The 19,951-nt window shown below is 60.1% G+C and carries 15 protein-coding genes; 10 read left to right on the top strand and 5 right to left on the bottom strand.

The genetic code is table 11. The features are described 5' to 3' along the window. Positions 1 to 144 precede the first annotated feature (144 nt). The 3 genes from ngg to mnmC form a co-directional block, all read right to left on the bottom strand. Positions 145 to 1,890: an N-acetylglutaminylglutamine synthetase gene (gene ngg / locus AC0ZWN_RS03280; RefSeq protein WP_194934054.1), complete on the bottom strand. Its 1,746-nt coding sequence runs from the start codon at positions 1,888 to 1,890 to the stop codon at positions 145 to 147. 3 nt (positions 1,891 to 1,893) lie between these two features. Further along, entirely contained in the window at positions 1,894 to 3,666 is a 1,773-nt protein-coding gene (locus AC0ZWN_RS03275; protein WP_476334041.1) for an N-acetylglutaminylglutamine amidotransferase, read from the bottom strand. A gap of 162 nt (positions 3,667 to 3,828) precedes the next feature. Beyond that, positions 3,829 to 5,808: a bifunctional tRNA (5-methylaminomethyl-2-thiouridine)(34)-methyltransferase MnmC2/FAD-dependent 5-carboxymethylaminomethyl-2-thiouridine(34) oxidoreductase MnmC1 gene (mnmC, locus tag AC0ZWN_RS03270; protein WP_476334039.1), complete on the bottom strand. Its 1,980-nt coding sequence runs from the start codon at positions 5,806 to 5,808 to the stop codon at positions 3,829 to 3,831. Between the two features lie 172 nt (positions 5,809 to 5,980). Between mnmC and pap the strand changes: the two genes are divergently transcribed. Next, positions 5,981 to 7,495, top strand: a complete 1,515-nt coding sequence (gene pap / locus AC0ZWN_RS03265; RefSeq protein ID WP_476334037.1) for a polyphosphate:AMP phosphotransferase — start codon at positions 5,981 to 5,983, stop codon at positions 7,493 to 7,495. Between the two features lie 102 nt (positions 7,496 to 7,597). Then, positions 7,598 to 8,782 (top strand): thiolase family protein, encoded by a 1,185-nt coding sequence (locus tag AC0ZWN_RS03260; RefSeq protein ID WP_427120430.1) that lies wholly within the window; start codon positions 7,598 to 7,600, stop codon positions 8,780 to 8,782. 139 nt (positions 8,783 to 8,921) lie between these two features. On the opposite strand, the gene AC0ZWN_RS03255 is transcribed toward AC0ZWN_RS03260, so the two are convergent. Then, positions 8,922 to 9,116, bottom strand: coding sequence for a DUF6316 family protein (locus tag AC0ZWN_RS03255; protein ID WP_476334035.1), 195 nt, complete (start codon positions 9,114 to 9,116; stop codon positions 8,922 to 8,924). 210 nt (positions 9,117 to 9,326) lie between these two features. Here AC0ZWN_RS03255 and AC0ZWN_RS03250 point away from each other — a divergent pair, with 210 nt between their 5' ends. Continuing rightward, complete coding sequence (locus AC0ZWN_RS03250) at positions 9,327 to 10,286, top strand: DMT family transporter (RefSeq protein WP_476334033.1); 960 nt, start codon at positions 9,327 to 9,329, stop codon at positions 10,284 to 10,286. Positions 10,287 to 10,424: 138 nt separating this feature from the next. Here AC0ZWN_RS03250 and AC0ZWN_RS03245 read toward each other — a convergent pair whose 3' ends face one another. Further along, positions 10,425 to 11,819 (bottom strand): class II fumarate hydratase, encoded by a 1,395-nt coding sequence (locus AC0ZWN_RS03245; protein WP_007908383.1) that lies wholly within the window; start codon positions 11,817 to 11,819, stop codon positions 10,425 to 10,427. Positions 11,820 to 12,012: 193 nt separating this feature from the next. Here AC0ZWN_RS03245 and AC0ZWN_RS03240 point away from each other — a divergent pair, with 193 nt between their 5' ends. From AC0ZWN_RS03240 to AC0ZWN_RS03210, 7 genes are all read left to right on the top strand, one after another. After that, positions 12,013 to 12,534 carry a DUF2059 domain-containing protein gene (locus AC0ZWN_RS03240; protein WP_095120531.1) on the top strand — a complete coding sequence of 174 codons (522 nt, stop codon included), beginning with the start codon at positions 12,013 to 12,015 and terminating at the stop codon, positions 12,532 to 12,534. Positions 12,535 to 12,546: 12 nt separating this feature from the next. Next, positions 12,547 to 12,846: a BolA family protein gene (locus tag AC0ZWN_RS03235; protein WP_007908388.1), complete on the top strand. Its 300-nt coding sequence runs from the start codon at positions 12,547 to 12,549 to the stop codon at positions 12,844 to 12,846. A gap of 102 nt (positions 12,847 to 12,948) precedes the next feature. Then, positions 12,949 to 13,890 (top strand): oxygen-dependent tRNA uridine(34) hydroxylase TrhO, encoded by a 942-nt coding sequence (gene trhO, locus AC0ZWN_RS03230; RefSeq protein ID WP_099756885.1) that lies wholly within the window; start codon positions 12,949 to 12,951, stop codon positions 13,888 to 13,890. Positions 13,891 to 13,925: 35 nt separating this feature from the next. Then, entirely contained in the window at positions 13,926 to 14,528 is a 603-nt protein-coding gene (locus tag AC0ZWN_RS03225; RefSeq protein WP_175559631.1) for a DsbA family protein, read from the top strand. Then, complete coding sequence (locus tag AC0ZWN_RS03220) at positions 14,521 to 16,347, top strand: ABC transporter ATP-binding protein (RefSeq protein WP_093435319.1); 1,827 nt, start codon at positions 14,521 to 14,523, stop codon at positions 16,345 to 16,347. The genes AC0ZWN_RS03225 and AC0ZWN_RS03220 overlap by 8 nt, the downstream gene beginning before the upstream one ends. A 201-nt stretch (positions 16,348 to 16,548) precedes the next feature. After that, positions 16,549 to 19,008, top strand: a complete 2,460-nt coding sequence (locus AC0ZWN_RS03215; protein ID WP_476334031.1) for an EAL domain-containing protein — start codon at positions 16,549 to 16,551, stop codon at positions 19,006 to 19,008. Between the two features lie 79 nt (positions 19,009 to 19,087). Further along, entirely contained in the window at positions 19,088 to 19,849 is a 762-nt protein-coding gene (locus AC0ZWN_RS03210) for a TenA family transcriptional regulator (RefSeq protein WP_189661354.1), read from the top strand. Positions 19,850 to 19,951: the final 102 nt, after the last annotated feature.

Genomic DNA, 19,951 nt, shown 5'->3' with positions numbered 1-19,951 from the left:
TGGGTTGAGCACTGATCGTTCCCACGCTCTGCGTGGGAATGCAGCCGGGGACGCTCTGCGTCCCAAGAGTGGACGCAGAGCGTCCGGTGAGGCGTTCCCACGCAGACGGTTCGACGCCTCGACGTGGGAACGATCAGGAAAGGGTTAAATAGCCGGCTGACTGTGCGGAAACAACAAGTCGACAAAGCGCTCCGCCGTCGGTTGCGGCTCATGGTTGGCCAGACCGGCGCGTTCGTTGGCCTCGATAAACACGTACTCGGGTTGATCCGCCGCCGGCACCATCAAGTCGAGACCGACCATCGGAATGTCCAGCGCCCGCGCCGCCCGTACCGCTGCATCGACCAGCGTCGGGTGCAGGATTGCGGTGACATCTTCCAGCGTGCCACCGGTGTGCAGATTTGCCGTGCGCCGCACAAACAGGTGCTCGCCGGCCGGCAGAATGCTGCTGTAGTCATAACCGGCCGCATGCAGGGTGCGCTGGGTTTCGTGATCCAGCGGGATCTTGCTTTCGCCACTGGTCGCCGCTTGCCGACGACGGCTCTGCGCCTCGATCAACGCGCCCACCGAATGCTGGCCATCGCCGACCACTTCCGCCGGTTTGCGAATCGCCGCCGCCACCACTTCAAAACCGATCACCAGAATCCGCAGATCAAGCCCTTCGTGGAAGCTTTCGAGCAGCACGCGGCTGTCAAATTGCTTCGCCGTTTCGATGGCTTGCTGCACCTCTTCGATGCTCTGCAAATCCACCGCTACGCCTTGGCCCTGTTCACCGTCGAGCGGTTTGACCACCACCCGTTGATGCTCATCGAGGAAGGCCAGATTGTCGTCGGCATTACCGGCCAGTTGCTGCGAGGGCAGGTTCAGTCCGGCGCCTTTCAGCACTTTGTGGGTCAGGCTTTTGTCTTGGCACAGGCTCATGCTGATCGCGCTGGTCAGGTCGCTCAGCGATTCGCGGCAACGCACGCGACGCCCGCCGTGGCTGAGAGTGAACAGCCCGGCATCGGCGTCATCCACTTGTACGTCGATGCCGCGTCGATGAGCTTCTTCAACGATGATCCGCGCATACGGATTGAACTGCGCTTCTGGCCCCGGGCCGAGAAACAGCGGCTGGTTGATGCCGTTTTTGCGCTTGATGGCGAAGGTCGACAGATTGCGAAAGCCGAGCTTGGCGTAGAGGTTTTTCGCCTGCCGGTTGTCATGCAGAACTGACAGATCCAGATAGCTCAAGCCGCGACTCATGAAGTGCTCGATCAGGTGTCGCACCAGCACTTCACCAACACCCGGCCGCGAGCATTGCGGATCAACCGCCAGGCACCACAGGCTGCTGCCGTTTTCCGGGTCGTTGAAAGCCTTTTGATGGTTCAGGCCCATGACGCTGCCGATCACCGCGCCGCTGTCTTCATCCTCGGCCAGCCAGTACACCGGGCCGCCCTGATGATGCGGCGTCAGCCGCGTGGCATCGATCGGCAACATGCCGCGCGCCTGGTACAACAGATTGATCGCCTGCCAGTCCGCCTCACTTTGCGCGCGGCGAATACGAAAGCCGCGAAACACACGGGTGGCCTGGCGGTAATCGCTGAACCACAGGCGCAAGGTGTCCGACGGGTCGAGAAACAGTTGCGTCGGTTCCAGGCCGAGGATCTGCTGCGGCGCCGCGACGTACAGCGCGATATCACGCTCGCCGGGCTGCTCTTTGAGCAGCTCCTGCGCCAGCGATGCCGGGTCGGGAAACGTGTGGCCGATCAGCAACCGGCCCCAGCCGCAATGTACGGCAATCGGGTCGGCGGCCAGCGTGCTGCCGTCTTCGGCCAGACGCGCCTGCAAGCGTTCATAGGACGGCGTCTGACCGCGTAGCAGCCGTTGGTTGATGGCCGTGGCGTGGGGTTTCATCAATCAGATTCCTTGTTCACTGAGCCACAGGTTCAGGGCAGCCAGTTGCCACAACTTCGAACCGCGCAACGGCGTCAGTTGGCCTTGCGGATCGGTTAGCAATTTGTCGAGCATGGCCGGGTTGAACAGACCGCGATCCTGACTCGGATCGAGCAGCAGTTCGCGCACCCAGTTCAGCGTGTCGCCCTGCAAGTGCTTGAGGCCCGGCACCGGGAAGTAGCCTTTTTTACGGTCGATCACCTCACTCGGGATGACTCGGCGCGCGGCTTCTTTGAGCACTTGTTTGCCGCCGTCAGGCAGCTTGAATTGGCCAGGCACTCGGGCCGAGAGTTCTACCAGTCGATAGTCGAGAAACGGCGTACGCGCCTCCAGACCCCAGGCCATGGTCATGTTGTCGACGCGTTTGACCGGGTCATCGACCAGCATCACCGTGCTGTCCAGACGCAGGGCTTTGTCCACTGCGGCCTCGGCGCCGGGCTGGGCGAAATGTTTCTTGACGAAGTCGCCTGCGGCATCGTTCGCGGTCAGCCATTTCGGCTGCACGGTGGCGGCGTAGTCATCGTAGCTGCGGTCGAAAAATGCGTTGCGATACGCCGCGTACGGATCGGCCGCGCCGTCGACTTGCGGGTACCAGTGATAACCGGCGAACAACTCGTCAGCACCCTGGCCGCTCTGCACCACTTTGCAATGCTTGGCCACTTCGCGCGACAGCAGATAGAAGGCGATGCAGTCATGGCTGACCATCGGCTCGCTCATCGCGCGGAACGCGGCGGGCAATTGCTCGATGATTTCTTTCTCGTCGATGCGCAGTTGATGATGCTGAGTGCCGTAGTGTTTGGCGATCAGATCCGAGTACTGAAATTCGTCACCGCGTTCGCCGCCGGCATCCTGGAAACCGATGGAAAAGGTCGAAAGGTTGTCGACGCCGACTTCACGCAACAGGCCGACGAGCATGCTCGAATCGACGCCGCCGGACAGCAGCACACCGACATCCACTGCCGCGCGTTGACGAATCGCCACCGCTTCGCGGGTGCTGTCGAGGACGCGATCAACCCAATCTTCGAGGGTCAGATTTTTCTCATCATCGTGTGGGCCGTAAGGCAGGGTCCACCAGGTTTTCTGTTCGGTGGTGCCATCGGCTTCAACGCGCATCCAGGTCGCCGGTGGCAGTTTTTCGATGCCGGCCAGCAGGGTGCGTGGCGCGGGGACCACGGCATGGAAATTCAGGTAATGATTGAGCGCCACCGGATCGAGGATCGGGTTGATGTCGCCGCCCTTGAGCAACGCTGGCAACGCCGAGGCAAAGCGCAGACGCTGGCCAGTACGCGACAGGTACAAAGGCTTCACGCCGAGACGGTCGCGGGCGATGAACAGGCGTTTGGCGTCGCGTTCCCAAATGGCAAACGCGAACATGCCATTGAGCTTCGGCAGCAGCGCTTCGCCCCAGGCGTGGTAGCCCTTGAGCAGCACTTCGGTGTCGCCACCGGAGTAGAACGCGTAACCCAGCGCTTCAAGTTCGGCACGCAGTTCCGGGAAGTTGTAGATCGCGCCGTTGAAGGCCAGGGACAAGCCCAACTGGCTGTCGATCATCGGCTGCGCCGAGCCGTCCGACAGGTCCATGATTTTCAGGCGACGGTGACCCAGGGCAATCGGCCCTTGGGCATGGAAACCCCACGCGTCGGGGCCGCGAGGGGCCAGGTGATGGGTGATTCTCTCGATCGCTGCAAGGTCTGCAGGTTGTTGATCAAAACGTAACTCGCCAGCTAATCCGCACATAAAGTCCTTACCGGTTTTTCCGTTGGGGAGGGTGTTTCTTCAGCGGCCGAAATGGCCGGTACTCAGAAACTGACCCGGTGCGGTTGTGGGAGTTTTAGAACGATAAGTTATAAGCGGCGCCGTCAGACCAGTGGGCCATCGTCATGGCCCGTGGTCTTCAGTTCATTTGCCGCGAATCAACCGACGTAACGCAAAGCGGTTGGGGTGACAGGCTTCGGCGACGCTGCGTGGCAGCGGCAGAGGTTCGTTGTCCAGCCACGCAGCGAGCAGTTCGCCGGACAATGGCGCGGTAATCAGCCCGCGAGAGCCGTGGCCGCTGTTGACGTATAAACCGTCCAGCCAAGGGCAGGCGATGTCCGGCACTTGGCGGGCGTCTTTGCTCAGCACCGAGTAGGTGTCGAGGAACGCTTCGCGGTCGGCGAGGGGGCCGACAATCGGCAAATAGTCAGGGCTGGTGCAGCGAAAGGCTGCGCGGCCCTGAAGATTTTCGACCGGCTGATCGCTGATGTGCAAACGCGTAACCAGATCGCTTGAGATCTCTTCGAGCATCGCCAGATTGCCCACGTGTTCGGCGGTGGTTGGCGTCAGGTCATCGCTGTTGAAATCGAAACTGGCGCCGAGGGTGTGTTCGCCCAGACGGGCAGGCGCGACGTAGCCTTCGGCGCAGACCACAGTGGCCAGTGCCTGGCTTTCTGCGGTTTCGGCGAGACGGGTGATCTGCCCGCGAATGCGCTTGAGCGGTAACTCGGCGCTCTGCGCAAAACATTTGATGTCGGCGGCACCGGCCAACACCACGACCGGCGCGCTGGCGAGCAAGCGGTCACCGTCGCGGGCTTGCCACTGGTCATCGACCCTGCGCAGTTGCAGTGCTTGGCAATGATTGAGCAGTTCGATGTTCGCCTGCGCCGCTTGCGCCTGACACAACGCCGGCGGATGCACCCAACCGCCTTCGGGATAGTACAAGCCGCCATGGGCCAGACCGACCCCGGCATGGGCCTGCGCCTCGGGCTGATCCAGCCACTGCAACAGATCTTCGGGAAAGGCTTCGGCCAACTGGGCGTGACGCTCGGCTTCCTTGGCATTGAATGCCAGTTGCAGCACGCCGCAAGCGTCCCAGTCGGTGCCGCGTTGCAGGGTTTCCAGCAGGCGTCGGGTGTAACCGAAACCGCTGACAATCAGCTGCGACAGCGCCGTGCCGTGGGCGGACAATTTCAGGTACAGCACGCCCTGCGGATTGCCCGAGGCTTCTTGCGCCACCGCCGCATGGCGTTCGAGCAACGTCACCTGCCAGCCATGTGCGGCCAAGCTGGACGCGGTGGCGCAGCCGGCGAGACCGGCGCCAATCACCAGCGCTCGACGTTCAGCCGCGATCGGTGCAGGACGAGCGAACCAGGGTTTTTCCGGTGTCGGCGGCGTCACTTCCGCCGGCCAGCCGAGAAACTCGCCACGGAGGATTTCCCACTTGTGACCGATGCCCGGCGTGCGCTTCATTTTGAACCCGGCAGCGTTGAGCAAACGGCGGACCCAACCGGTACTGGTGAAGGTGCTGATGGTTGAGCCGGGCGCTGCCAGTCGCGCCAGCTCGACAAACAGTTCGGCAGTCCACATGTCGGGGTTTTTTGCCGGGGCGAAACCGTCGAGAAACCACGCATCAATCTGCGCGTCGAGTTGCGGCAGTTGTTCCAGGGCATCGCCGATCAACAGCGTCAGCGTCACGCGGCCGTGGGCCAGGGTGATGCGCTGAAAGCCGGCATGGATCGCCACGTAATGCCGTAGTAACTGATCGGCCAGTGGCTTGAGTTCCGGCCACAGGGCCAAGGCACGTTTCAGGTCGGCTGGGCTCAGCGGGTATTTTTCGACGCTGACGAAGTGCAGGCGCGCACCCGCCATGGCGTGTTGCTCGAACAACTGCCAGGCGCAGAGAAAATTCAGCCCGGTGCCAAAACCGGTTTCACCGATGACCAGTCGCCCACCCGCCGGCAGCGCGGCAAAACGCTCGGCCAGGCGGTTCTGTTCGAGGAACACGTAACGGGTTTCTTCCAGCCCCGACTGGTCGGAAAAGTACACGTCATCGAATACCCGCGAACGCGGGCGTCCGTGGTCATCCCAATCGAGTTGGGCGTGGGGCAATACAGGTTTCATGGCAGGCTCGGCAACGACAAGGCGGCCATTCTAGCCGATCGCGCAGGGGCTGCTTGATCCATGGCAAGGCTTGCGCCCGTTGACTCACGGACAATCCGCCAGCCGCGGGAATTTCTGCGCCGCTGCTGTGCCCAATCCGCTAGTCTTGCTGAATCCTGGAAGGAGCCGTCCCATGTTTGAATCCGCTGAAATCGGTCACGCCATCGACAACGACACCTTTGATGCGGCCGTCCCGGCATTGCGTGAAGCCTTGCTCGAAGCTCAGTTCGAACTGCAGCAGCAGAAGCGTTTTCCGGTGGTCATCCTGATCAACGGCATTGAAGGCGCGGGCAAGGGCGAGACGGTCAAGTTGCTCAACGAGTGGATGGACCCGCGCCTGATCGAAGTGCGCACCTTCGATCAGCAGACCGATGAGGAATTGTCACGGCCTCCGGCATGGCGCTACTGGCGAATGCTCCCGGCCAAGGGGCGCATGGGCATCTTTTTCGGCAACTGGTACAGCCAGATGCTGCAGGGGCGGGTGCATGGCTTGTTCAAGGATCCGCGTCTGGATCAGGCGATCGCCGGCGCCGAGCGTCTGGAAAAGATGCTCTGCGATGAAGGCGCGCTGATCTTCAAGTTCTGGTTTCACCTGTCCAAGAAACAGATGAAGGCCCGGCTCAAAGCATTGGCCGATGATCCGCTGCACAGCTGGCGCATCAGCCCGCTGGACTGGCAGCAATCGGAAACCTACGACAAGTTCGTCAAATACGGCGAGCGCGTGCTGCGCCGTACCAGTCGCGATTACGCGCCGTGGCATGTGATCGAAGGCGCCGACGCCAACTATCGCAGCCTGGCGGTCGGCAAGATTCTCCTCGAAGGTTTGCAAAATGCGCTGAAGCGTCCGGACGTGCATCCGCACGATGTCAGCGCCGCGCCGTTGGGCACGCCGGTCGATCAGTTGAACCTGCTCGACAGCCTCGACCTGACCCAGCGTCTGGAGAAGAAAGACTACGAGGAACAACTGATCACCGAGCAGGCGCGCTTGTCTGGGCTGATGCGCGACAAACGCATGCGCCGCCACGCGCTGGTGGCGGTGTTCGAAGGCAACGATGCCGCCGGCAAGGGCGGGGCGATCCGTCGGGTTGCGGCGGCGCTCGATCCACGGCAATACAACATCGTGCCGATCGCCGCACCGACTGAGGAGGAGCGCGCTCAGCCGTACTTGTGGCGCTTCTGGCGGCACATTCCGGCGCGCGGCAAGTTCACCGTGTTCGACCGCTCTTGGTACGGCCGGGTGCTGGTAGAGCGGATTGAGGGTTTCTGCACGCCGGCCGACTGGTTGCGTGCCTACGGCGAAATCAACGATTTCGAAGAGCAGCTGTCCGACGCCGGAGTGATCGTCGTCAAGTTCTGGCTGGCGATTGATAAAGACACGCAGATGGAGCGTTTCCAGGCGCGCGAAGCGATCCCCTTCAAACGCTTCAAGATCACCGAAGACGACTGGCGCAATCGCGACAAATGGGACGCCTACCGGGCCGCCGTGGGCGATATGGTCGACCGCACCAGTTCGGAGATCTCGCCATGGACGCTGGTCGAAGCCAATGACAAACGCTGGGCCAGGGTCAAAGTGTTGCGCACGATCAACCGCGCGCTGGAAGACGCCTTCGAGAAATCCGACAAGCGCGCAAAGAAACACAAGGATTGAGCCGATAGACGCGCATACGCGGGGTGAATGATTGTCGCGGTCGTTGATGCAGTGGACTTATGCTCGGTCCACTCTCAACTGACCACAACAATGAGGTATGCCATGCGTGAAGTGGTGATCGTCGACAGCGTGCGGACTGGCCTGGCCAAGTCCTTTCGCGGCAAGTTCAACCAGACCCGTCCCGATGATATGGCGGCCCATTGCGTCAACGCGCTGCTTGAGCGCAACGACATCGATCCGGCCAGCGTCGAGGATTGCATCGTCGGCGCCGGCTCCAACGAAGGTGCGCAGGGTTACAACATCGGCCGCAATGTGGCAGTGCTGTCGCGCCTGGGCACCGGCACCGCCGGCATGACCCTCAACCGTTTCTGTTCATCGGGTTTGCAGGCGATTGCGATTGCTGCCAACCAGATTGCCTCGGGTTGCAGCGACATCATCGTGGCCGGCGGCGTCGAGTCGATCAGCCTGACGATGAAAAGCGTCAACACCGATCACCTGATCAACCCGCTGCTCAAACAGCAAACACCGGGCATCTACTACACGATGGGCCAGACCGCCGAAGTGGTCGCGCGGCGTTATGGCGTCAGCCGTGAAGCGCAGGATCGCTATTCATTGCAGAGCCAGATCCGCACCGCTCAGGCGCAGGCTGCCGGACTGTTCAACGATGAAATCGTGCCGATGGCGGTGAAGTACCGCGTCGAGGACAAAAACACCGGTGCAGTGCAGATTCTCGACGGTGTGGTTGATCGCGACGACTGCAATCGCCCGGACACCACCTATGAAAGTCTCGCCGGGTTGAAACCGGTGTTTGCTGAGGATGGTTCGGTGACGGCGGGCAACTCGTCGCAGCTGTCCGACGGTGCGTCGATGACGCTGGTGATGAGCCTGGAGAAAGCCTTGCAGTTGGGCCTCAAGCCGAAAGCATTTTTTCGCGGCTTCACCGTGGCCGGTTGCGAGCCGGACGAAATGGGCATCGGCCCGGTGTTCTCGGTGCCGAAGCTGCTCAAAGCCAAAGGCTTGCAGGTGGCGGATATCGATCTGTGGGAACTGAACGAGGCGTTTGCTTCGCAGTGCCTGTACAGCCGGGATCGGCTGGAGATCGATAATCAGAAATACAACGTCAATGGCGGCTCGATTTCCATTGGTCACCCGTTTGGCATGACCGGGTCGCGGCAGGTCGGGCATCTGGTGCGGGAGTTGCAGCGGCGTAATCTGCGTTACGGCATCGTCACCATGTGCGTCGGCGGCGGGATGGGCGCGACGGGGTTGTTTGAGGCGGTGCGTTAATCCTCAATTCACTAGTTGTCTGTTCAGCCCTCTTCGCGAGCAAGCTCGCTCCCACAGTAGATCTTCAGTGAACACTGATTTTGTGTACACCAGAGATCCAATGTGGGAGCGAGCTTGCTCGCGAAGGGATCGACTGGGTCTACCGGTTGGAATCCTGTAGCTGCATCCGCGCGATATACGCCTTTATTTCCTGCTCAGCCTTCTCGGCACTCTCAAACGGCCCCTCGAGGGTATTTTCCCGAGTGCTGAAAAACAGTTCGCCATTGACCCGGCACAAGCGATCACTGCGAAAGTGCGTGGCGGGGGCGCTGTCCTGCGCGCGCATTGCTAACATGATCGGTCTCCTTGGCTGGTGCGCTGAAAGGCATTCAATGAGCTTATGCCTGAAGCATTTGGCGCGCCTGTACAGCCGATCAACGGCGCGACGTCAATTTAATGCTGCGACCTGCACAGTTTCATTCACGTCCTGGCTTTAACTGTCCCTGTGTGTCGGTTCATGGCGCGCCTAGAATGAGCGCACTTGTCAGCAGGCTTTGGGGTTTCCATGCACATTTCATCGGGTCGCTGGGTGTACGGCTTGTTCCTGGCGCTGCTGACCGCGTTTCTGTGGGGCATCCTGCCGATCAAGCTCAAACAGGTGTTGCTGGTGATGGACCCGGTCACGGTGACCTGGTTTCGTCTGCTGGTGTCCGGTGGCTGTCTGTTCATCTATCTGGCGGCGGTGAAACGTCTGCCCAGTCGCAAAGTGCTGGGCCCCAAGGGCGGCTGGCTGGTGCTGATGGCGGTGCTCGGGCTGGTCGGCAACTATGTGTTGTACCTGATGGGACTCAATCTGCTCAGCCCCGGCACCGCGCAACTGGTGGTGCAGATGGGCCCGATCATGTTGTTGATCGCTAGTCTGTTTGTGTTCAAGGAGCGTTTCAGTATTGGTCAGGGAATCGGGTTGGCGGTGCTGTTGATCGGTTTCGTGCTGTTTTTCAATCAACGACTGGCAGAGTTGCTGACCTCGTTGTCGGATTACACCGCCGGGGTGTTGCTGGTGCTGTTGGCGTCGACGGTGTGGACCTTTTATGCGCTGGGCCAAAAGCAGTTACTGACGGTGTGGAATTCGCTGCAGGTGATGATGGTGATTTATCTGTTTTGCGCATTGCTGCTGACGCCGTGGGTACACCCGCTCGAAGCGCTGAACCTCAGCCCGTTGCAGGGCTGGCTGCTGCTGGCGTGCTGTATGAACACGCTGATTGCCTATGGCGCGTTCGCTGAAGCGCTGGCGCATTGGGAGGCGTCGCGGGTCAGTGCGACGTTGGCGATCACGCCGTTGGTGACCTTTGGTGCGGTGGCGATTGCGGCGGGGATCTGGCCGGAATATGTGCATGCCGAGCAGATCAACGGGTTGGGTTATGGCGGGGCGGTGCTGGTGGTGCTGGGGTCGGCGCTGGTGGCGTTGGGGCCTTCGTTGATTGCCGGGTTGAAGGCGCGGCGGTTGAAGATGGCAGCCAGTTAAACCGCGTCGCCCCCATTCGCGAGCAAGTCGAATCGTCGCACCGTCGCTCCCACATTCGACTGCATTCTCATGTTGGAAATGCGCCCAAATGTGGGAGCGAGCTTGCTCGCGAAGACGGACTTTCAGGCTCTACAAAACTTAACCCTTGGCGCCTGCCTCGATCATATTCTCCGGCCGCACCCACGCATCAAACTCTTCATCCGTCAGATAGCCCAACGCCAACGCCGCCTCACGCAAGGTCAGCCCTTCGCTGTAAGCCTTCTTGGCGATCTCCGCTGATTTGTCATAACCAATGTGCGGATTCAGTGCCGTCACCAGCATCAGCCCGCGCTCCAGGTGTCGGGCCATGACTTCGGCGTCCGGCTCCAGCCCGGCAATGCAGTGCTGCTGGAAGTTGCTGCAACCATCGGCAAGCAGGCGGATCGATTGCAGCAGGTTGTGGATGATCACCGGTTTGAACACGTTCAACTGCAAGTGACCCTGACTCGCGGCAATGCCGATGGTCACGTCGTTGCCCAGCACCTGACAGGCGAGCATCGACAGCGCTTCGCACTGGGTCGGGTTGACCTTGCCGGGCATGATTGAGCTGCCCGGCTCATTTGCCGGCAGCCGCACTTCGGCAAAACCTGCGCGGGGACCGGAGCCGAGCAGGCGCAGGTCGTTGGCGATTTTCATCAGCGCCACGGCGAGGGTTTTCAGCGCACCGGACAGGCTGGTCAGCGGTTCGTGGCCGGCGAGGGCGGCGAACTTGTTCGGCGCGGTGACGAAGGGCAGGCCGGACAGCGCCGCCAGTTCTGCAGCAATCGCCTCACCAAAACCATGCGGTGAATTCAGCCCGGTGCCGACCGCGGTGCCGCCCTGAGCCAGTTCACACACGGCTGGCAATGCAGCGCGGATTGCGCGTTCGGCGTAATCCAGCTGCGCGATGAACCCGGACAACTCCTGACCGAAGGTGATCGGCGTCGCGTCCATCATGTGCGTGCGCCCGGTCTTCACCAGTTTCATGTGCCGCGCCGCCAGTTCGGCGAGACCACCGGACAACTCGGCGATCGCCGGCAGCAGTTGTTCCTGCACGGCCTGGGCGGTGGCAATGCTCATGGCGGTGGGGAAGCAGTCGTTGGAGCTTTGCGAGCGGTTGACGTGATCGTTCGGGTGCACCGGCGTCTTGCCGCCGCGCGGGTTGCCGGCCAGCTCGTTGGCGCGCCCGGCAATCACCTCGTTGACGTTCATATTGCTCTGCGTGCCGCTGCCGGTCTGCCAAACGACGAGCGGAAACTGGTCGTCGTGCTGGCCGTCGAGCACTTCGTCGGCAGCCTGTTCGATCAGGCGGGCGATGTCGGCGGGCAAATCGCCGTTACGGTCGTTGACCCGTGCAGCGGCTTTCTTGATCAGGGCCAGAGCGTGCAGTACCGGCAGCGGCATGCGTTCCTGACCAATGGCGAAGTTGATCAGCGAGCGTTGCGTCTGAGCACCCCAGTAGGCGTCGTCCGGGACTTCGATCTGGCCCAGGCTGTCGGTTTCGATACGGCTCATCGTGCACACTCCTGTTGGTCTGTTTGCGCAGTTTAGGCCGGCATCGGCCGTGGTGGTTCCATCGAGCCGATTGTTGACCGGTAAAACCCGGCCAATCAAGCACGGCAAGGCTCGGGGGTTGAGCCACGAGGTTTTTTAGGCGCAGAATGGTCGCCCTTGGGGTTTTACCTCGCCTAGCTGAAAAGGAAACTCGATGACTCGTCTTCGTGCCATCTGCACCGCGGTTGCACTGGTTTGCGCCAGCGGCCAGGTGCTTGCCGATACCGCCAGCCACAACGCCAGTGCTGAAGCTTTCCTGACCCTGGCGCACGCTGACAAGCTGGGCACTCCGGTGTACATGCAAGTGCAGCAAATGTTCGCTCAGCGTTTTGAACAGACCAAAGCCCCGGAAGCCAAGAAAGCCGTACTGGAAACCTACCAGGCCAAGGCCAACGCCGCCCTGGACCAGGCCATCGGCTGGAACAAGCTCAAGCCTGACATGGTCAAGCTTTACACCAGCAACTTCAGCGAATCCGAGCTGAAAGATCTGGTCGCGTTCTACAAGTCGCCACTGGGCAAGAAAGTCCTGGAAAAAATGCCGCAGCTGACTCAGCAATCGGCCCAGATGACCCAGGCCAAACTGGAAAGCGCCGTGCCTGTCGTCAACAAGCTGCTCGACGACATGACCAAAGAGCTGGACCCGAAAGGCGCTGCTGCGCCGGCCAAGAAGAAGTAAGCGGAGTTCGTGATGACCATGCAACAACGCATCGAATCGACGCTGGCCCTGCTTCAGCCTGAGCACCTGCAAGTGCTGGATGAAAGCCACATGCACAGTCGCGGGTTGCAGACGCACTTCAAGGCCGTAGTGGTCAGCGCGCAGTTCGACGGCCTGAACCGGGTCAAGCGCCACCAGAAAGTCTACGGCACGCTCGGCGAGCTGATGGGCGAGTTCCATGCGTTGGCGCTGCACACCTACACCCCGCAGGAATGGGCAGAGATCGGCGCCGCTCCGGCATCGCCGACCTGTGCTGGCGGCAGTAAGCATTAAGCTTCGGTTTTTTGCTAGAATCCGCAACGCGCCGCTCACCCGGCGCGTTTTTTTTTGAATCCGGTTCACCCTTTGCGAGGGTAGCCACCTGGAGAAATACCCATGACACAACCGATTGTCGTGGCGGCACTGTATAAGTTCGTCACCCTCGAAGATTACGTCAACCTGCGCGAGCCGCTGCTGCAAGCGATGGTCGACAACCAGATCAAAGGCACCCTGCTGATCGCCGAAGAAGGCATCAACGGCACGGTGTCCGGCACTCGCGAAGGCATCGACGGTCTGCTCGCCTGGCTGAAGAACGACCCACGCATGATCGACATCGATCACAAAGAGTCGTACTGCGACGAGCAGCCGTTCTATCGCACCAAGGTCAAACTGAAGAAAGAGATTGTCACCCTCGGTGTCGAAGGCGTCGACCCGAACAAAAAGGTCGGCACCTACGTTGATCCGCAAGACTGGAACGCGTTGATCAGCGACCCGGAAGTGCTGTTGATCGACACCCGTAACGATTACGAGGTATCGATCGGCACTTTCGAAGGCGCCATCGATCCGAAAACCACCAGTTTTCGCGAATTTCCCGACTACATCAAAGAACACTTCGACCCGGCCGTGCACAAGAAGGTCGCAATGTTCTGCACCGGTGGCATTCGCTGCGAGAAAGCTTCGAGCTACATGCTCGGCGAGGGTTTCGAAGAGGTTTACCACCTCAAGGGTGGCATCCTGAAGTACCTCGAAGAGGTGCCGCAGGAAGAAACCAAGTGGCAGGGCGACTGCTTCGTGTTCGACAACCGTGTGACCGTGCGTCACGACCTCAGCGAAGGCGACTACGATCAATGTCATGCCTGTCGCACACCGGTCAGTGTTGAAGATCGCACCAGCGAGCATTACGTTGCCGGCATCAGCTGCCCGCATTGCTGGGACACGTTGAGCGAGAAAACCCGCCGCAGCGCCATCGACCGGCAGAAGCAGATCGAACTGGCCAAGGCGCGCAACATGCCGCACCCGATCGGCTACAACTACAAGCAAGCATCCACCGAGGCTTAATCATGTCTGCGCGTCTGCTCTATGTGATGGATCCGATGTGTTCGTGGTGCTGGGGTTTTGCTCCGGTGGCCAAGGCATTGGTTGAGCAGGCGCAAGCAGCCGGGGTGGAGTTGCATCTGGTGGTCGGTGGTTTGCGCACCGGCAGCGGCTCGGCACTGGAGCCGACCACGCGTCGCTACATTCTTGAACACTGGCAAGCGGTCACCGAGGCCACCGGTCAACCGTTCAAGTTTGAAGGTGCGTTACCTGACGGTTTTGTCTACGACACCGAGCCTGCCTGCCGCGCGATCGTCACGGCGCGCAGTTTGGCGCCGGATTGCGCGTGGACATTGGTCGGACTGATCCAGCAGGCGTTTTACGCTGAGGGCCGCGATGTCACCCAGGCCAGTGTACTGGTCGAGTTGGCGGAGAAGGCCGGTGTGCCGCGCATCGAGTTCGCAGCGTTGTTCGATCATGCCGACCAGCACAAAGCCACTCAGGCCGATTTCAGTTGGGTGCAGGATCTGGGCATCGCCGGTTTCCCGACCCTGCTCGCCGAACGCAATGGCCAACTGGCGCTGCTGACCAATGGCTATCAACCGCTCAGCGAACTGTCGCCATTGCTCGGCCGCTGGCTGGAGCGCGCCGCCTGTGCCTGACCTGGCCGATGACACGCCAGCCGTAAAGCGTGTCGACCGGCTGAGCTGGGCAGAAGTCCGGCGACTGGCACTCACTCACAAAAAATCCCTATGGATTGCCAACGGCGTGGCTGTGCTGGCGACGCTGTGCAGCGTGCCGATCCCATTGCTGCTGCCATTGCTGGTGGACGAAGTCCTGCTCGGCCATGGCGATGCCGCGCTGAAAGTCATGAACCATGTGCTGCCGACGATGTGGCAGCAAGCGGCCGGCTATATCGGCCTGATGTTGCTGGTGACCCTTACCCTGCGTTGCAGTTCGCTGTGCTTCGGCGTGTTGCAGTCGCGGCTGTTTGCACGGCTGGCCAAGGACATCGTCTATCGTATTCGCGTGCGTCTGATCGAACGCCTCAAGCGGATTTCCCTCGGCGAATACGAAAGCCTCGGTAGCGGCACAGTAACGACGCACCTGGTCACCGATCTGGATACCCTCGACAAATTCGTCGGCGAAACCCTCAGTCGCTTTCTGGTGGCGATGCTGACGCTGGTCGGCACCGCGAGCATCCTGATGTGGATGCACTGGAAACTGGCGCTGCTGATTCTGCTGTTCAACCCGCTGGTGATCTACGCCACGGTGCAGTTGGGCAAACGCGTCAAACACCTGAAGAAGCTTGAGAACGACAGCACCTCGCGCTTCACCCAGGCGTTGAGCGAAACCCTCGATGCGATTCAGGAGATCCGTGCCGGCAACCGTCAGGGTTTCTTCCTCGGGCGGCTCGGCCTGCGGGCGCAGGAAGTGCGTAACTATGCGGTCAACTCGCAGTGGAAAACCGACGCTTCCAACCGTGCCAGCGGTTTGTTGTTCCAGTTCGGCATCGACATTTTTCGCGCGGCGGCGATGCTCACGGTGTTGTTCTCCGACCTGTCGATCGGCCAGATGCTCGCGGTGTTCAGCTACCTGTGGTTCATGATCGGTCCGGTTGAACAACTGCTCAATCTGCAATATGCCTATTACGCGGCGGGCGGGGCGCTGGCGCGGATCAACGAACTGCTGGCGCGCGCCGATGAGCCGCAATATCCTGGCGGTGTCGATCCGTTCAAGGGCCGGGACACCGTAGGTATTCAGGTACAGGGCCTGAGCTTCGGCTACGGCGATGACCTGGTGCTGGATCAGCTGAATCTGTCGATTGCTCCCGGTGAAAAAGTCGCGATTGTCGGCGCCAGTGGCGGCGGCAAAAGTACCCTCGTGCAATTGCTGCTCGGGCTCTATACGCCACTGTCCGGCACCATCCGCTTCGGCGGTTCGACCCAGCAGGAAATCGGTCTGGACACGGTTCGCGAAAACGTCGCGGTGGTGTTGCAGCACCCGGCGCTGTTCAACGACACCGTGCGCGCCAACCTGACCATGGGCCGCACCCGCAGTGACGAGGCGTGCTGGCAGGCGCTGGAAATCGCTCAGCTCGAAGCGACCATCCGCGCCTTGCCCAATGGGCTGGACAGTATCGTCGGCCGCTCCGGCGTGCGCCTGTCCGGCGGGCAGCGGCAACGTCTGGCCATCGCGCGGATGATCCTCGCCGAGCCGAAAGTCGTGATCCTCGACGAAGCCACCTCGGCCCTCGACGCGGCCACCGAGTACAACCTGCATCAGGCCATGGCGCGCTTCCTCAATGGCCGCACCACGCTGATCATTGCCCACCGACTGTCGGCGGTGAAACAGGCTGATCGCGTGCTGGTGTTCGATGGCGGTCAGGTCGCTGAGGACGGCGATCACCAGCAGCTGATTGCCGATGGTGGTCTGTATGCCAAGCTCTATGGTCATCTGCAGCAGATCCAGCGCCCTTGAGTTTCGTGCCGGTTTCTGTGCTTAGTGCTTGAATTGCATTAAGTAAAATCACTCGGAACGCCCGTACAGTCCCGCCATTTGCACAATCGACCTAGAGGACGGCAGAGCTGTCCCTTTGACTTGGCGAAAATTAGCCTAGGCTGAGCTGTCAGGAGCGGGATTTTCCGGTGTTCATCTGGCAGTGCTTGCGCAAGGGATCTCATGAAGCAAAAGCGGACTCTCGGAACGCCACGGTTGTTGGGCATCGTCTGGCCATTTATTGCCGTCGTGTTGTTTCAAGCGTTATTGGGCGGCGTGAGTCTTTACGTGCTCTCGGCGGTTCGCGGTTACGTCGCTGGTGAAAGCCTCTGGTCCAAGGGCCAGAAAGACGCGATTTACTATCTCAATCTCTACGCCGACAGCCGTGACGAGGCGATTTTCCTCAAGTACCGCACTGCGATCGGTGTGCCTCAAGGCGGGCATCAGTTGCGCCTGGCGCTGGATCATCAGCCGCCGGATCTGGCTGCGGCGCGCGAAGGCATTCTCAAGGGTGGCAACCACCCGGACGATGTTTCCAGCCTGATCTGGCTGTACCTCAACTTCCGCCATTTCAGTTATCTGGAAACCGCAATTGACCGCTGGACGGTCGGTGACGCCTATCTGGTCGAGCTGGATGACGTGGCGCAGGAGATGCACCGCAGCATTTCGCAAAACACCGCCAGCAGCGCCGATATCCAGGGTTGGAAGGCACGCATTTTTGCCATCAACGATGGCGTGACCCCGGCCGCGAAAGCCTTCAGCGATGCGCTGGGCGAAGGCTCGCGGATGATCCTGCGGCTGCTGCTGTTGACCAATCTCGCCACGGCGCTGGGGCTGATCGTGCTGGCCCTGTGGCGCACGCACAAGTTGCTCAGACAGCGCCATGCCTTTGCCGAGGCGCTGCAACTGGAGAAGGATCGGGCGCACGTTACCTTGCATTCGATCGGTGATGGCGTGATCACCACCGACGTCAGCGGCGCTATCGATTACATGAACCCGGCCGCTGAAGCCATGACCCATTGGAAAGCCGAACAGGCGGCGGGTTTGCCGCTGGCGGCATTGTTCAATCTGCTCGACGACAACGCCCAGTCCGAAGGGCTGACCCTGATCGAGCACATTCTCAGCGGCAAGCTCAGTGGCGGCAGCGAGCACTCGAAGCTGATCCAGCGCCTCGATGGCACGACATTGTCGGTGACGCTGGTCGGCGCGCCGATCCGTAATGCCGGAAAGGTCAGTGGCACGGTGCTGGTGTTGCACGACATGACCCAGGAACGGCAATACATCGCCAATCTGTCGTGGCAGGCCACCCATGACGCGCTGACTGGGCTGGCTAACCGTCGCGAGTTCGAATATCGCCTGGAGCAGGCGCTGCACAATCTCACCCGCCATACCGGGCGGCATGCGCTGATGTTCCTCGATCTTGATCAATTCAAACTGGTCAACGACACCTGCGGCCATGCCGCCGGCGATGAGTTGTTGCGGCACATTTGTACGCTGCTGCAGTCCGGACTGCGCGAGGGCGATACGCTGGCGCGACTGGGTGGTGATGAGTTCGGCATTTTGCTGGAGAACTGCGCGCCGGACGCGGCGGAAAAGATTGCCGAGGCGCTGCGTCAGACTGTGCAGAATCTGCACTTTGTCTGGAAGGGGCGGCCGTTCCTGACCACCGTGAGCATTGGCCTGGTGCATATCGCACAAGTCCCGACGACCCTCGAAGCCTCATTGCGTGCCGCAGATATGGCCTGTTACATGGCCAAGGAAAAGGGCCGCAACCGCGTGCAGGTTTATCACGCTGACGATTCCGAACTGTCCCTGCGCTTTGGTGAGATGGCCTGGGTGCAACGCTTGCACATGGCCCTGGAGGAAAACCGTTTTTGTCTGTACGCCCAGGAAATCGCTCCGCTCAAGTCGGGTGACAACAACGGTGGGCATATCGAGATTCTGCTGCGTCTGCACGATGAAGCCGGGCGGATGATTCTGCCGGACAGTTTCATTCCCGCCGCCGAGCGCTATGGTTTGATGAGTCAACTGGATCGTTGGGTAGTTCAGAATGTATTTAAGGTTATTGCTCAATGTATTGCCCAAGAACATCAACAACCTTTAGCAATGTGTGCGATTAATCTGTCAGGCATTACTATAGGAGATGACGCGTTTTTGCACTTTCTGCGGGAGCAGTTTGTTAACTATGCAATACCGCCTGAAATGATTTGTTTTGAAATTACAGAAACCAGTGCAATTTCAAATCTGGGCAGTGCAATAAGATTTATTAATGAACTCAAAGGCTTAGGTTGCTATTTTTCGTTAGATGATTTTTGCGCCGGAATGTCTTCATTCGCTTATCTGAAACATTTGCCTGTAGACTTCCTGAAGATCGACGGGAGTTTCGTAAAGGATATGCTGGACGACCCGATTAACCGCGCAATGGTCGAAGTGATCAATCACATCGGGCATGTCATGGGTAAAAAGACAATTGCCGAGTTTGTTGAAACAACCCAGATCGAGCAGGCCCTGCTTGAAATTGGTGTGGATTACGCTCAGGGTTATGTTATAGAACGCCCACAGTTGTTTACCTGCGACAGTTTGCAAAGTCGGCCCGCCAGACCGCACCCGCTGTTATTCAAAGCGCCTGGCACGTTCCGTTGAAGTCTCTCGCCGATCCTTACAATCACAAATCAAAAGGAGCCGAACAGTGATCGACACATTCAACCGAACCGGACCACTCATGGAAGCTGCAAGTTATCCTGCCTGGGCACAACAGCTCATTGCGGATTGCAGCGAGAGCAAGCGCCGGGTTGTCGAACATGAACTTTACCTGCGCATGCGTGATAACAAGCTCAGCGCCAGAACCATGCGTCAGTACCTGATCGGGGGCTGGCCGGTGGTTGAGCAGTTTGCGTTGTACATGGCGCAGAATCTCACCAAAACCAGGTTTGCCCGGCATCCGGGCGAAGACATGGCGCGGCGCTGGCTGATGCGCAATATCCGCGTTGAACTCAATCATGCGGATTATTGGGTGCACTGGAGTCGTGCACATGGCGTCAGTCTGGAAGACCTTCAGGCCCAACATGTGCCGCCCGAACTGCATGCCTTGAGTCATTGGTGCTGGCACACCAGCTCAGCCGATTCGTTGATTGTGGCCATCGCGGCCACCAACTATGCTATCGAAGGCGCGACCGGGGAGTGGTCGGCGCTGGTCTGCTCCACCGGCGTGTATGCCGCAGCGTTTCCCGAAGAGGATCGCAAGCGCGCGATGAAGTGGTTGAAGATGCATGCCCAGTACGACGATGCCCATCCGTGGGAGGCGCTGGAAATCATCTGCACCCTGGCCGGGATGAACCCGAGCAAGGCCTTGCAGGCCGAGTTGCGTCAGGCCGTCTGCAAGAGCTATGACTACATGTATCTGTTTCTGGAGCGTTGCATGCAACTGGAGACGTCGGAACGCTTGCTGGTCAACCGAGAGCGCAGGGCGGTAGTCGAGAGCTGATATTCGTCTTCACGCAAAACCAATGTGGGAGCGAGCCTGCTCGCGAAAGCGGTATGCCAGTCAACTCATGGTTGAATGTCAGATCGCATTCGCGAGCAGGCT

The organism is Pseudomonas sp. 3B-A001-10F, from assembly GCF_056313565.1.
Note: the sequence above shows the minus strand (reverse complement) of the source record. Positions and strands in the feature narration are given on the sequence as shown.

Excerpts from the sequence above, each read along its gene's own strand:
- ngg (WP_194934054.1), bottom strand. The coding sequence starts at position 1,890 with ATGAAACCCCACGCCACGGCCATCAACCAACGGCTGCTACGCGGTCAG.
- AC0ZWN_RS03275 (WP_476334041.1), bottom strand. The coding sequence starts at position 3,666 with ATGTGCGGATTAGCTGGCGAGTTACGTTTTGATCAACAACCTGCAGAC.
- mnmC (WP_476334039.1), bottom strand. The coding sequence starts at position 5,808 with ATGAAACCTGTATTGCCCCACGCCCAACTCGATTGGGATGACCACGGA.
- pap (WP_476334037.1), top strand. The coding sequence starts at position 5,981 with ATGTTTGAATCCGCTGAAATCGGTCACGCCATCGACAACGACACCTTT.
- AC0ZWN_RS03260 (WP_427120430.1), top strand. The coding sequence starts at position 7,598 with ATGCGTGAAGTGGTGATCGTCGACAGCGTGCGGACTGGCCTGGCCAAG.
- AC0ZWN_RS03255 (WP_476334035.1), bottom strand. The coding sequence starts at position 9,116 with ATGTTAGCAATGCGCGCGCAGGACAGCGCCCCCGCCACGCACTTTCGC.
- AC0ZWN_RS03250 (WP_476334033.1), top strand. The coding sequence starts at position 9,327 with ATGCACATTTCATCGGGTCGCTGGGTGTACGGCTTGTTCCTGGCGCTG.
- AC0ZWN_RS03245 (WP_007908383.1), bottom strand. The coding sequence starts at position 11,819 with ATGAGCCGTATCGAAACCGACAGCCTGGGCCAGATCGAAGTCCCGGAC.
- AC0ZWN_RS03240 (WP_095120531.1), top strand. The coding sequence starts at position 12,013 with ATGACTCGTCTTCGTGCCATCTGCACCGCGGTTGCACTGGTTTGCGCC.
- AC0ZWN_RS03235 (WP_007908388.1), top strand. The coding sequence starts at position 12,547 with ATGACCATGCAACAACGCATCGAATCGACGCTGGCCCTGCTTCAGCCT.
- trhO (WP_099756885.1), top strand. The coding sequence starts at position 12,949 with ATGACACAACCGATTGTCGTGGCGGCACTGTATAAGTTCGTCACCCTC.
- AC0ZWN_RS03225 (WP_175559631.1), top strand. The coding sequence starts at position 13,926 with ATGTGTTCGTGGTGCTGGGGTTTTGCTCCGGTGGCCAAGGCATTGGTT.
- AC0ZWN_RS03215 (WP_476334031.1), top strand. The coding sequence starts at position 16,549 with ATGAAGCAAAAGCGGACTCTCGGAACGCCACGGTTGTTGGGCATCGTC.
- AC0ZWN_RS03210 (WP_189661354.1), top strand. The coding sequence starts at position 19,088 with ATGGAAGCTGCAAGTTATCCTGCCTGGGCACAACAGCTCATTGCGGAT.